Genomic DNA, 12699 nt, shown 5'->3' with positions numbered 1-12699 from the left:
TGCCAGCCTGAATCCGGGCAGTGCTCAAAATCCTCACGTACTGCGTGTACGCTCCGGTTTTTCCGCGCTGGCCGTCTCCAGCCTGGCTGCGCCAATAACGCCTGGTTTTTTAGAACTATGCAGCCTGTGCGTTCTGTTCGACGCGGTTCATGCTGCGGTAGAGATGGTCAAAACGGTCGTTGTCAAAATGCTGGCTGCTGCCATCAAAGAAGACGTTGCCCTGGCGCAGCGCGACAATGCGTTCGCAGTAGCGCAGGGCGTAATCCACCTGATGCAGCGTGACGACCACGGTGATGCCGTCGGTCTGGTTGATGTCGCGCAGGGTGTCCATCACGATGCGCGCGGATTCCGGATCCAGCGAGGCAATCGGCTCGTCGGCAAGGATCACTTTGGCCTGCTGCATCAGCGCGCGGGCAATCGCGACGCGCTGCTGCTGCCCGCCGGAGAGCGTGGAAACACGTTGATATGCAAAGTGCGCCATGCCGACGCGGGTCAGCGCCTGTAACGCGCGTTGTTTCTGCTCAGCGGTAAACCAGCTAAAACAGGTGCGCCAGAACGGCGTGCTGCCGAGCGCGCCAATCAGGACGTTCTCCAGCACCGTCAGGCGGTTCACCAGATTGAACTGCTGGAAGATATAGCCGGTGTGGGCGCGGCTTTTGCGGATATCGCGCGCCAGGCGGCCTTCATGTTGAACGGTGCGGCCCAGCAGCTCGATGTGGCTACCAGGCGATTTATCACCGACGATCAAACCGCTTAAATGACGTAAAAGGGTGGATTTGCCGGAGCCGGACGGCCCAAGCAGAGCCACCATCTCACCGGCACAGATATTCAGATCAACCGCATTAAGCGCCTGATGTTGATTGAAGGATTTGGAGAGTTTCTCGACGCGAATAACCGTTTGCATGATGCGGCCTCCCTAAAAAAGTGGCCCCATCGTGGCGGATTAATGTGACGTTTTCGTTAAAGGAAGGTTACTTGGCGATGAAGAGTTGAGCGATATTTGATGACAGTACGGGAGGGCTGGCCTCCCGTTGGATTACTCTGTAGGGGGTTGCTGTTGTTTGACGACGTTGATCATCCACGGCACGCCATACTGGTCGCTCACTTTACCGAAACCGTGGGCCCAGAAGGTTTCCTGCCAGTCCATTTCGATTTTTCCGTTTACTGCCAGGTTATCAAACCAGCGTTTACCTTCGTCGACGTTTTGTGTGTCGAGCACCAGCGTAAAGCCAGAGTAGTGCGCGTTTCCGTCGGGGGCGCTATCGCTCATCATGATATCGCTGCCCGCAACGCGCAGGTTGGCGTGGGCAATAGCGGTATCGGGGAATTTCATGCCAGAAGGGCAACCTTCTTCACTGTCCTGCGCCGATTTGGGCATTTCACCGAAGTTGATTTTGTAGAGCAGCTCAGCGCCTAACGTTTTTTGGTAGAAGGCGATAGCGTCAGCGCAGTTGCCTGCAAAGGAGATATAGGGACTTAACGGCATAATCTTTACCTCAGAGTAAGAGAAGCCAGTTAAGTGTAGTTATCGTCTGTATAAATAAACCAGGCGGGAAGTATGGGCTTCCCGCCTGGCAGATGAGCTGGTGTAGACCTGATGAGCGTAGCGCCGTCAGGCAATTTGCATCAGTTCTTTTTCACAAACTCAGATTTCAGCTTCATTGGGCCAAAGCCATCGATTTTGCAATCGATGTTGTGGTCGCCTTCAACCAGGCGGATATTCTTCACTTTGGTACCGATCTTCAGCATGGAAGAGCTACCTTTTACCTTCAGATCTTTTACTACGGTAACGCTGTCGCCATCGGCGAGCAGGTTGCCATTAGCATCTTTAACGATCAGTTCGTCGCTGTCCTGAGCGGGTTCAGCGTCGTTCCATTCGTGAGCGCATTCCGGGCAGATGAACATGCCGTTATCTTCGTAAGTGTATTCGGAGTTGCATTGTGGGCAGTGTGGTAATGACATGTGGATTTCCTCAAAAGTCAGCAGGGGCAAAAGCGCCCAAAATTGGCAGATTGCCGAAAAAGGCCGCAATTATACATAAAATCCCTGCTTTTGTCGGGGCTACAGGCCAATTATGCCCAACTATCTGTTGTGGCGTCAGGTTGCTTTCACGTCTATGAAAACCAGACGGAATATTTTTTAAGGGAAATTGCTACGTTTAGCTATTTAAGATAAGGTGAGGCGAAACACCCGATATTCATAGGTAGCATGGCTTACAGACTAGCTAAGTCATTGTGAGTGAATACTTTGTGACCCCCTTAAATTTGGTAGGGGAATTAAGCTGGCATTTTTTAAAACTGAACTACTCTGTTTATCTTTCTTACTTAATATAGTAAGTGAGAGGCATCAGGCCAGCAGTCATACGATAAATTTTATTTTAATAATATCAGCTGGTTGTTTTAATTTTAATTATTTCCACACGTAATTATAAAAGCCGAAAATCTATAAATAAAACGATTTGGCTAAATAAAAGTAATGCTATTTGCGTTAAGGAAAGATTTTCCATGTACACACAGACAATTTATGAATTAAGTCAGGAAGCTGAACGCTTACTGATGCTCTCTCTTGAACATCTCAGGCAATTGCAGAAATTGCCAATGACCTCGGCGAATGATGTCATGCTGAAAAAAGGAGAGCATAGTGGACAGGTTGTTCAGCCCCTGCATTTCAGCGCGCGTGGCATGGATGTCCAGCAGGCAACGCTCAACAATGAACTGCGAAAGATTACCCGTCTGGAAATGGTTCTGGCGATCGTCGGTACGATGAAGGCGGGAAAGTCGACGACGATTAACGCGATTGTCGGAACTGAGGTTTTACCTAATCGTAATCGCCCGATGACGGCGTTACCGACCCTTATCCGCCATACACCGGGACAGAAAGAGCCGGTGCTGCATTTTTCGCATGTCGCGCCAATTGACGCCTTAATGAAAGTATTACAGCAGCGCGTGCGGGAATGCGATCGTCAGCGTCTGGCTCAGACGCTGGAAATAGATAAGGATATGAATGCCCTGCTTCAACATATTGAAAACGGCGTGGCATTTGAACGGTATTACCTTGGCGCACAGCCTATTTTCCATTTTCTCAAGAGCCTGAACGATCTGGTGCGTTTGTCTAAAGCGCTGGAGGTGGAGTTTCCGTTTGCCGCCTATGCTGCAATTGAGCATATTCCGGTTATTGAGGTTGAGTTCGTGCATCTGGCCGGGCTGGCAAGTTATCCGGGACAATTGACGCTGCTGGATACTCCCGGGCCGAATGAGGCCGGGCAGCCACACTTACAACAAATGCTCAATGAACAGCTGGCGCGGGCTTCAGCGGTACTGGCGGTGATGGATTATACCCAACTGAAGTCGATTTCGGATGAGGAAGTCCGTCAGGCCATTATGGCGGTTGGAAAGTCAGTACCGCTGTATGCGCTGGTTAACAAATTCGATCAGAAAGACCGCAACAGTGATGATGAAGAGCAGGTGCGGGCGTTAATTTCCGGCACGTTGATGAAAGGTGGTATTACGCCTGAACGTATTTATCCGGTCTCCTCAATGTGGGGATATCTGGCCAACAGGGCACGTCATGAACTCATGAATAATGGGCGCTTGCCGGATCATCAGGAGCAGCGCTGGGTCCAGGACTTTGCCGAAGCGGCACTCGGCAGACGCTGGCGTACCACCGATCTTGAGGATAAAGAACATATTCGCCATGCCGCCGATCTGCTGTGGGAGGATTCGTTGTTTGAGCAGCCGATCCAGAAAGTCATTCACGCCGCTCACGCCAATGCTTCGCTGTATGCGCTTCGCTCGGCATCGCACAAGTTATTGAACTATTCGCAAAGCGCACACGAATACCTGGAGTTTCGCGCCCACGGCTTAACCGTAGCCTATGAGCAGTTGCAGATGAACATCGCGCATATTGAAGATGATATGCAACAGTTGCAGAGAAGCCAGGCGCGGGTGGGCGACGAGGTCAGTCACGAGGTTGAGCTGGCGCTGGAGGCTGCTGCGGCCTATCTTAGTGAGCAACAGACCGAGATTCTGTGCGGCATCAACACGTTCTTTGTTAAAGAAAACGTGCTGATGATGTCACAACATGGCATGGGAGCTGCCATTGCAACGGCGGAAATGGCCGGTGATATGCTGGTGTTGCATGACGAGGGGCAAGCGAAAATTGTGTTAGATAAAATTCGCTCCTCCTGTGAGGTTGTCCTGCTGGCGGCGCAGGAGAGTATCAGCCGGGACCTGGCGCTGCGTTTTGAGGCGCTTGAATCGACGTTATCCCGGGCGCTGAATGACGCTATGCGGCCTATTGAGCAGCGGGTGAAAGAGGAACTGAACCACGCCGGTTTTCGTGCTCGGATCCGTTTTCCAGCCTTTCATGCGGCGATGTTTAATTTCAATACCCGCCAGTTGTTTAACGAGGCTATTGAACAGGATATCCCTGCTGATAATACCCCGTCCACCGGTGGTGTTGTGCGTGACACGTTCTCACGTTGGTTGAATCAGCCCAACTGGGGATGGAATGATTATGTCGAAACAAAAACGCGTTACCTCATTGATATGGGCGCGTTGCACAAGAATCTTGTCCATTATGTCACTCAGTTTTGCCAACAAATTCGTAAAGCTTTAGTTGCTCAGGTCGATATTTCCGTTACGGCAGGCATGGCCACGTTTTTTGCTGATTTTTCACTGTGTCTGACGCAATTGCAGGCGAGCCTGCGCGAGAGTCTGACCCTGCGCCAGCAAAATGAATCGGCGGTGAATGCAATGAATGAACAATTGCAGCATCGTATTACGACGGCGGCATGGATTTATGAAGATTCCCGCTTGCTGCGTGACGATATCCACACCCTTTTTGCAACCGAGCATACATGACTAACGTGTTACTGGAAGGCCCTGGGCGGACGCTGGAGTGCGTCTACCCGAAGTTTATGGTCGATCTGGTTCAGGGAGATGAAACCAAACGTTCCGGCGGTTTTCTGCAGCAGCAGCAGCGGTTGCGTGCGCGCCTGACGCAGGAAGTGTTATCCCAGACGCAACTGCGGGCGTGGGTGATGGCGGGGGTTTCCAGCGAACACCTGGTGATGCGCCTTAAGCTGGTGGAAAAACTGGCGGGTACTATCGATCCTGGTCACCTGGCGCTGGTACGTATTGCCGAGCGACTGGTGTTCTTACAACAAACTGAACAGCCACGCGGACAATCAACTCCCGGCGTGATGCAGCAATTAATTTCACTGGCTGACGGGTTTGCCCAACGTAGCGCATATAAAGAGAAAGCGTTGACGCAACGTGGGCTGACCGTGCAGGCAGGCGAACACAGTGAACAGATTTTTACTCGCTGGCGGGCTGGCGCGTATGACGGCTGGTCATTACCCGGACGCTGCTTTGTTGCGCTGGAGGAACTGCGCTGGGGCGCCTTTGGTGATGCCTGTCGGCTGGCGAATGCCGATGTAGTGTCGATGCTAAAAGACAATTTACGCACGATGGCTGCCCAGACGCTGGCGCATAGCGTGAATGCGGCACCAACTACGCGCCATTATTATCATCAATGGCTGAACTCACCTGCAGTTGGGGGTTCGAGCGAACATAACGATCTGCTGAGTTGGCTGGGTGACTGGTGCGATGCGCAGCGTCATCCGGTGAGCTGGTCGGTGACGCAGCGTTGGCAGAATGTGGCGTTAGGGATGCCGAGACTGTGTTCGGCAAAGCGACTGGTTGATGCGATGGTTGAGGAGATTTTCGCACCCCCCCAGCTCATCAGTTGAGCTGGGGGGGCGTGAGGCAAAGGCAGGCTTAGTGGTGCAGTGAGTCTGCCGGGGTCGCCACTGTCTCGTTGGCGACCTGATTTTTATTAAAACGTTTGGCATACAACGCGGTGATAATCGGCACCAGAATGGCGGTGACAATCACGCTGGCAGCGACCAGAGCAGTTGCCGAAGCGGCAACCGGTTCAAATGCCGGGGTAATCTGGGCGATGATGACTGGGTTAGCCACCGCGGCACCAGCTGCAGAAGAGGCTGCTACGCCCGCCGTACCATTCCCGCCACCAATGACGCGGTCAGCAATAATCAGCGGGATACCGGTGATAACGATGACGGCCACACCCAGCAGGATACCCAGCAGACCGGTATCAACGATGACGCTCAGGTTAATGGTGTTACCCAGTGCGAAGCCGAAGAACGGAATCAGTACCGGTGTCGCTTTGCTAAAGAAGGCACGCAGGTCGTGATCCAGGTTGCCCAGTGTAAAGCCGATCAGGAACGGCAGGACCGCGCCGATGAAATGGTGCGGCTCGAAAGAGGCCAGACCGGCAGAGCCCAGAATGACCATGGTCATTAACGGACCGGATTCCAGAGACATTAACACAAATGCGCCAGACTCTTCTTTCGTACCGTACTGGTTCATCAGGCTGGCGTACAAACCCCCGTTGGTCATGTCCATTGCTGAGACAATTGCCAGTACGGAAAGACCTGCAAAGAACCCGGTTTGAATGCCTGTATCAGGAATAAATGAAGCGGCAATCATTGCCACTGCCCAGGCTACGGCTATTTTGGTTAATACCAATGTACCGGACTTGCGTAATACCGTGCCGGTTGCCCGTAAATCAATAGATGCGCCGATACAAAAAAACCACACTGCCAGAATCGGTACCGTTCCGCTGATCATTCCTTTGGTAAACGAACCGAAATACGCACCGGTATCCGGAGCTAACGTATTTAACACTGCGCCTAATAACAGAGGAATCAACATCATTCCGCCGGGGATGCGTTCAATCGTGGCTTTAATTTTCATAAACGTCCTCATGTCTTGTCGCCGCTAATACTAGCGCAAGAGGGTAAAAATTAATAAATTAAAATGGTTACTGGTTTTTCTTAACAAAGAAAATCGCTATCTCTTTGTTTTATAAAATCTAACGTGGCATACGTTGAGCGTGTTGCTGCTCCCAGGGATATTGCGTCTGGAATTAGTTTGCATTCATAGGAACGTTGATTCAATCAAAATAAAACGATGTTTTAGTTATCTTCATCACATATTCCGAGCAAAAGTTCCCGGTCGCTCTGATTATTAAAAAAGCTGTGATCTTTTTGTGAAGGGATTAGGTGGTTTTTTTGCTAGCAGAATAATAGTGACCGCTGTGATTGTTGGTGCAATAAAGTGATTTATTCTTGTATTTAATTGTCAGTAAATCGCAAGCGTTACATGTAAAAAAGATGACTAAGAATGACCTAATTTACGCATGTTGACGAAATGAAAAACTATGTGTGAAGTTGATCACAAATTTAAACACTGTTAGGGTAAAGAGGTCATTAACCGCCCAATCAGGCGTCAACAGGTTCGGTTGTACTGCTCATTTTCAGTCAGTGTAAGTAAACCTGCTACGCTTGTTACAGGGATTGCGCCTGTGCAATCCCCGCTCGGCGATGACCTTAGCGCATACGGCGTTGGGAGACTCGAACTGTAGCGCGACAGGGCTAAGTCTATGAGGACTGGTATGCTAAAAAGGAAAAAAATAAAGCCAATTACGCTTCGCGACGTCACCATTATTGATGACGGAAAACTGCGAAAAGCCATTACCGCCGCGTCACTCGGTAATGCAATGGAGTGGTTTGATTTTGGTGTTTATGGGTTTGTTGCTTACGCATTAGGTAAAGTGTTCTTCCCGGGGGCTGACCCCAGCGTGCAGATGGTTGCTGCACTCGCTACCTTCTCCGTTCCCTTTCTGATTCGACCGCTTGGCGGATTGTTTTTCGGTATGCTTGGCGATAAATACGGTCGCCAAAAGATCCTGGCTATCACGATTGTGATTATGTCGATCAGTACCTTCTGTATTGGGTTGATCCCTTCGTATGCGTCTATTGGTATCTGGGCACCGATCCTGCTGTTGCTGTGTAAGATGGCACAGGGCTTTTCGGTCGGCGGCGAGTATACCGGCGCGTCGATTTTTGTCGCAGAGTATTCCCCGGACCGTAAGCGTGGATTTATGGGCAGTTGGCTGGACTTCGGCTCGATTGCCGGGTTTGTGCTGGGTGCGGGCGTGGTAGTCCTGATCTCAACTGTCGTCGGCGAAGACAACTTCCTTGAGTGGGGCTGGCGTATTCCGTTCTTCCTGGCGCTACCGTTAGGGCTGATTGGCCTGTATCTGCGTCATGCTCTGGAAGAAACACCTGCATTTCAGCAGCATGTCGACAAGCTGGAGCAGGGCGATCGTCAGGGTCTGCAGGAAGGACCGAAGATTTCGTTTAAAGAAATTGCGACTAAACACTGGCGTAGCCTGCTGGCGTGCATCGGTCTGGTGATTGCGACCAACGTCACTTACTACATGCTGCTCACCTATATGCCGAGCTACCTGTCGCATAACCTGCACTACTCTGAAGATCACGGTGTGCTGATTATTATCGCCATTATGATTGGTATGCTGTTTGTGCAGCCGATTATGGGGCTGCTGAGTGACCGCTTCGGACGCCGTCCGTTTGTGATTATGGGCAGTATTGCGCTGTTTGTGCTGGCCATTCCGGCATTTATCCTGATTAACAGTAACGTTATCGGCCTGATTTTCGCCGGGTTGCTGATGCTGGCGGTGATCCTTAACTGCTTCACCGGGGTGATGGCATCAACGTTACCGGCGATGTTCCCGACACATATTCGCTACAGTGCGCTGGCCGCCGCGTTTAATATCTCGGTCCTGGTAGCTGGTCTGACCCCGACGCTGGCCGCCTGGCTGGTGGAAAGCTCGCAGAACCTGATGATGCCAGCTTATTATCTGATGGTGATTGCGGTGATAGGTTTAATTACCGGCGTGACCATGAAAGAAACCGCCAATCAGCCGCTGAAAGGGGCGACACCTGCCGCTTCGGATATTCAGGAAGCGAAAGAGATCCTCGGCGAGCACTACGACAATATTGAGCAGAAAATCGAAGACATCGATCAGGAAATTGCAGAGCTGCAGCTTAAGCGTTCGCGCCTGGTGCAGCAGCATCCGCGTATTGATGAGTAATCGTGTCATTGCCTGATGGCGCGAGCTTTTAGGCCTACGGGTAGCATTGTACTTTGTAGGCCGGATAAGGCGTCAGCCGCCATCCGGCGCGTGGCCTTAAGGTTGGCTTAATATCCTTCAGGCAAACTCTCCTCCATAGTATCGGAGGAGAGTGTCATGAAAACCCGTATTTATGAAAGTTTGACCACCGTTTGCAGCGTACTGATTGTGAGCAGTTTTTTGTACGTGTGGGTGAGCTCTTACTGATCTTTCTCCAGCACCACCCAGGCGCGAGTGCCACTGGCTCCTGGGCGGTTTTGCAAAAAGAACTGCCCGTGATGTAACTGGGTAATTCGACTGACAATGCTCAGCCCCAGCCCAATCCCGCCAAAACGGCTATCCATACGCACAAACGCTTTGCTCAGTTCCCCACATTTACTTTCATCAATGCCTGGCCCTTCATCTTCGACGGCCATGACGGCATCATGCTCTGTATTCAGGCTAATCGTAATATGGGTGCCTTCCGGGCTGTAGCGATGGGCGTTCTCCACCAGATTTCTCAGCAGCATCCGCAATAGCGTGGCGTCGCCGCGTACGATGACATCCTCTGCGCTTGCCGGTAGGAGCAACGTTTGCTGGCGCTGGTCCAGCATCGTGCTGAGTTCATCGTAAGAGGGCAGAATCACGTCCTCCAGTAGTTTGACGTGCTGGTAGCTTCCGGCCGAAAACGACTGACCCACACGGGCGAGTTGCAACAGCTGCGACACGCTGTCCATCATTTGGTCGAGTCGGGTGATGAGCGGCGTAACGTCAACATTGTGGGTTTTTGACAGCAATTCCAGATGCAGACGAACGCCGGATAGTGGCGTTCGTAGCTCATGGGCAACGTCGGCAGTAAACAGACGCTCGTTGTCGATAGTGGTTGTTAGCCGCGTAACCAACTGATTGAGCGCCGTCACCACCGCCTGTATCTCAATGGTGGAGCTACGGATATTAATGGGAGCCAGATTATCCGCTGTGCGAGTTTCTAACTCCTGTTGGAGATCGGCAAGAGGACGGGTAATGCGCCGTACCGCCTGATAGCAAATAATGAGCGTCAGGCTGACCATAAAAATGCCGGGGACGATCAGGCTGGCGATAGCCTCGCGGATCTCATGCATGATATGGCGATCGTTGTTACGGTTTTCGCGTAACGCCTGTTCGAACAGCTGTATTTGCTCGGTGCTTTCGTGCCACAACCAGAAGGTGCTAATCAGCTGGAAGACCAGCAGAATCAGGCCGATCGTCAGCATTAAACGCTGGCGAAGCGGGAGCGGTTGTTTTAGAAAACGCATCAAATTCACTTAGCTTTCCTCAGTAGCGGCCAGCATGTAGCCAAAACCTCGAACCGTGCGAATGCGTGATTTTCCCACTTTATCGCGCAGGTTGTGGATGTGGACTTCCAGCGTATTGGTCGACGGCTCGTTGTCCCAGCTGTAGATGTCGTTATACAGAATCTCCCGGTGTACCGGGCTTCCCGCTTTGAGCATCAGCCGCGACAATAGCGCGTACTCTTTTGGCGTTAAGACAATTTCTTGTCCATCCATCCACACCTGGCGGCGGCCGATATTCAATGTCAGGTTGCCAATGATAATCTCACTTTCACCCTGATTGTTATGCCGACGTAACAGCGCCCGAATGCGGGCATGCAGTTCTTCCAGCGCGAACGGTTTGACCAGATAGTCATCAGCGCCGACATCCAGTCCGGTGATGCGGTCTTTCACGGTGTCGCGGGCGGTCAGAATGAGTACCGGCACGGTGTATTTTTTCTGCCTGATGCGGGTCAGAAAATGCAGGCCATCCTCATCCGGTAAACCTAAATCCAGAACGACAAGGCTGTAATGCCCCGTTTCCAGGCAATGCTCGGCGGCACGGGCCGTGGATACGCCATCGCAGGCGTAGCCTTCCGTTTGTGCGGCAAGTATCAGCCCCTGTAGTAACAGCGTATCGTCTTCAACAATCAGAATTTTCATTCGGTTAGCCTCCCCGGCAGGGTTGCAGAATATCATCTGCCGCTTGGTATTTCTGTGTTTGCACGCCCGTTAATCCCAGCAGGGTTGAGAACAGATTATCCTGTGAGAAATCTTCTGAGCTGGCCCGTTTTTGTAAACATGTCTGAGAGACCTGATAGCGTTGCTGATAATCTTCTGAGAGCCACAACAGCATCGGTACATGTTTTTGTGTGTCAGGTGCAATCGAATACGGCAGACCGTGCAAGTAGACGCCGTTTTCTCCTAAGGATTCACCGTGATCGGAAAGATAAACCAGGCTGGTGGTGAAATTGTCCTGATGCGCTTTCAGTATATTGATCGCTTTATCAACAATATAGTCAATGTACAGGATGGTATTGTCGTAGGTATTCACCAGTTGCTGCTGCGAACAGGTTTGAATTTCGTTGGTATCGCAGGTTGGGGTAAATTTCTTAAACTGTGGCGGATAACGGTTGTAATAGGTTGGACCATGGCTGCCGATGGTGTGCAGCACGATCACGCCGTCGCCCTTCAGGTTATTAATGTACTCTTCCAGCCCGTGGAACAGGACTTCATCGTAGCATTCACCGTTAATACACTGTCCTGGTAAGTTCAGCGCAGTCATATCCTGATGCGGTACGCGGTCACAGGCACCTTTACAGCCGCCGTCGTTATCATTCCACAGAACGTTAATTCCCGCCCGTTGGATGATATCGAGTACGCCTTCCTGGTGGTGAGCCAGCTCTTCATCGTAATGCGCTCGTGGCATGTCGGAGAACATGCAGGGAACGGAAACGGCTGTCGCCGTACCGCAGGACGTTGTATGCGGGAAATAAACGACATCATCTTTTTCCAGCAACGGATTGGTCTGACGTGAATAACCTGACAGAGAGAAGTTGTCGCCGCGTGACGTTTCACCGAGCACCACAATAGTGAGGTTCTTACGTTTTCCTTTCACCATTTCTGGATTACGGTGCGCATCTTCGCCAATACGCACCAGCGGCAGGTTGGCCAGTCTCTGGTGTGAATACCAGGATGACGTTGCCACGATGCTGTTGGACGGGCTGAGGGACTTAACCAGCTCTTTGTTATTACGAAACAGCGATGCGTAATCTTTATAGAAGAAGGCGGCGACCAGCACGATAAGCAGTGCCGATATCAGGATATTCGCAGCGCGATACAACACGCTGCGCAGCACTGGCGTAATGGGTTTGATTCTTATCCAGCAGGCAACGATGGCGGCCAGAATGCCGCTCAGCCCCAGCGTCAGGAGCATTTGCGGCGTCATGAGGGCGAAGGTTTCAGCCGGTGTGGTATCCATCATGTTGGCGATCATCGAGCGGTCGATGATGATGCCGTAGGTCATGATGAAATACTGGGCGGATGCTCCGACCAAAATGAAAATGCACGCGACCAGGCGGTTAAGCCACAGGAAAGAGGCCAGCGTGAGCACGATATTCATGACGCTGAACGCGACAACCGGCATCGATAAGAACACCAGGATATTGCGCAGGGAATCCAGCGGAAGGTCTTGCAGTACCTGTTTGTAGAACGCGATGTTCAGGAAGGTCGCAAGATAAAATGAGATCAGCAATAGCCAGCTGATTTGCCCGAGAGTCGGTCTTTTAAACAGGAGCTTTAACATTAAGGGGGTTCCATCGACTAAGTGGAGCGGATCCTCTCAAAGTAAAATTAAGCCAACATTAAGTTCTTAATGTTAGCAGGTACT

At 51.4% G+C, this 12699-nt stretch carries 11 protein-coding genes; 4 read left to right on the top strand and 7 right to left on the bottom strand.

Annotated elements, in window-relative coordinates; genetic code table 11:
• Positions 1-115: 115 nt before the first annotated feature.
• From phnC to G8S19_RS20345, 3 genes are all read right to left on the bottom strand, one after another.
• Positions 116-904: a phosphonate ABC transporter ATP-binding protein gene (phnC, locus tag G8S19_RS20355; RefSeq protein ID WP_048213877.1), complete on the bottom strand. Its 789-nt coding sequence runs from the start codon at positions 902-904 to the stop codon at positions 116-118.
• Positions 905-1036: 132 nt separating this feature from the next.
• Positions 1037-1486, bottom strand: coding sequence for a VOC family metalloprotein YjdN (yjdN, locus tag G8S19_RS20350; RefSeq protein WP_061067053.1), 450 nt, complete (start codon positions 1484-1486; stop codon positions 1037-1039).
• Between the two features lie 140 nt (positions 1487-1626).
• Positions 1627-1962, bottom strand: a complete 336-nt coding sequence (locus tag G8S19_RS20345) for a zinc ribbon domain-containing protein YjdM (RefSeq protein ID WP_003031835.1) — start codon at positions 1960-1962, stop codon at positions 1627-1629.
• 542 nt (positions 1963-2504) lie between these two features.
• On the opposite strand from G8S19_RS20345, the gene crfC reads away from it, so the two are divergent.
• Together crfC and G8S19_RS20335 are read left to right on the top strand one after the other, a co-directional pair.
• A complete protein-coding gene (gene crfC, locus G8S19_RS20340) occupies positions 2505-4862 on the top strand; it encodes a clamp-binding protein CrfC (protein ID WP_115601124.1) in 2358 nt (785 codons plus the stop codon).
• On the top strand, positions 4859-5752 hold the full coding sequence (locus G8S19_RS20335) for a diguanylate cyclase regulator RdcB family protein (RefSeq protein WP_048213874.1): 894 nt from the start codon (positions 4859-4861) through the stop codon (positions 5750-5752). Before crfC ends, G8S19_RS20335 begins: the two co-directional genes overlap by 4 nt.
• 28 nt (positions 5753-5780) lie before the next feature.
• Here G8S19_RS20335 and kdgT read toward each other — a convergent pair whose 3' ends face one another.
• Complete coding sequence (gene kdgT, locus G8S19_RS20330; RefSeq protein ID WP_253685806.1) at positions 5781-6779, bottom strand: 2-keto-3-deoxygluconate transporter; 999 nt, start codon at positions 6777-6779, stop codon at positions 5781-5783.
• 700 nt (positions 6780-7479) lie between these two features.
• Here kdgT and proP point away from each other — a divergent pair.
• Together proP and pmrR are read left to right on the top strand one after the other, a co-directional pair.
• Positions 7480-8982, top strand: coding sequence for a glycine betaine/L-proline transporter ProP (gene proP / locus G8S19_RS20325; protein WP_048213872.1), 1503 nt, complete (start codon positions 7480-7482; stop codon positions 8980-8982).
• Positions 8983-9138: 156 nt separating this feature from the next.
• Positions 9139-9228: an LpxT activity modulator PmrR gene (gene pmrR, locus G8S19_RS20320; protein ID WP_003826741.1), complete on the top strand. Its 90-nt coding sequence runs from the start codon at positions 9139-9141 to the stop codon at positions 9226-9228.
• On the opposite strand, the gene pmrB is transcribed toward pmrR, so the two are convergent.
• The 3 genes from pmrB to eptA are packed head-to-tail and all read right to left on the bottom strand — an operon-like array spanning position 9222 to position 12615.
• Positions 9222-10295, bottom strand: a complete 1074-nt coding sequence (gene pmrB / locus G8S19_RS20315) for a two-component system sensor histidine kinase PmrB (RefSeq protein ID WP_086523823.1) — start codon at positions 10293-10295, stop codon at positions 9222-9224. The genes pmrR and pmrB overlap by 7 nt on opposite strands.
• A 9-nt stretch (positions 10296-10304) precedes the next feature.
• On the bottom strand, positions 10305-10973 hold the full coding sequence (gene pmrA, locus G8S19_RS20310; RefSeq protein ID WP_048213870.1) for a two-component system response regulator PmrA: 669 nt from the start codon (positions 10971-10973) through the stop codon (positions 10305-10307).
• A gap of 4 nt (positions 10974-10977) precedes the next feature.
• On the bottom strand, positions 10978-12615 hold the full coding sequence (gene eptA, locus G8S19_RS20305) for a phosphoethanolamine transferase EptA (RefSeq protein ID WP_115601122.1): 1638 nt from the start codon (positions 12613-12615) through the stop codon (positions 10978-10980).
• Positions 12616-12699 lie beyond the last annotated feature (84 nt).

The sequence above is a fragment of the Citrobacter sp. SX206 genome, assembly GCF_024181025.1.
Taxonomy (GTDB): domain Bacteria; phylum Pseudomonadota; class Gammaproteobacteria; order Enterobacterales; family Enterobacteriaceae; genus Citrobacter; species Citrobacter youngae.
This window is presented reverse-complemented; position numbering and strand designations above follow the sequence as displayed.

Bases quoted from the DNA above. Each gene is read 5' to 3' on its own strand.
- G8S19_RS20335 (WP_048213874.1), top strand. From the start codon at position 4,859: ATGACTAACGTGTTACTGGAAGGCCCTGGGCGGACGCTGGAGTGCGTC.
- pmrR (WP_003826741.1), top strand. From the start codon at position 9,139: ATGAAAACCCGTATTTATGAAAGTTTGACCACCGTTTGCAGCGTACTG.
- yjdN (WP_061067053.1), bottom strand. From the start codon at position 1,486: ATGCCGTTAAGTCCCTATATCTCCTTTGCAGGCAACTGCGCTGACGCT.
- G8S19_RS20345 (WP_003031835.1), bottom strand. From the start codon at position 1,962: ATGTCATTACCACACTGCCCACAATGCAACTCCGAATACACTTACGAA.
- crfC (WP_115601124.1), top strand. From the start codon at position 2,505: ATGTACACACAGACAATTTATGAATTAAGTCAGGAAGCTGAACGCTTA.
- eptA (WP_115601122.1), bottom strand. From the start codon at position 12,615: ATGTTAAAGCTCCTGTTTAAAAGACCGACTCTCGGGCAAATCAGCTGG.
- pmrB (WP_086523823.1), bottom strand. From the start codon at position 10,295: ATGCGTTTTCTAAAACAACCGCTCCCGCTTCGCCAGCGTTTAATGCTG.
- phnC (WP_048213877.1), bottom strand. From the start codon at position 904: ATGCAAACGGTTATTCGCGTCGAGAAACTCTCCAAATCCTTCAATCAA.
- proP (WP_048213872.1), top strand. From the start codon at position 7,480: ATGCTAAAAAGGAAAAAAATAAAGCCAATTACGCTTCGCGACGTCACC.
- pmrA (WP_048213870.1), bottom strand. From the start codon at position 10,973: ATGAAAATTCTGATTGTTGAAGACGATACGCTGTTACTACAGGGGCTG.
- kdgT (WP_253685806.1), bottom strand. From the start codon at position 6,779: ATGAAAATTAAAGCCACGATTGAACGCATCCCCGGCGGAATGATGTTG.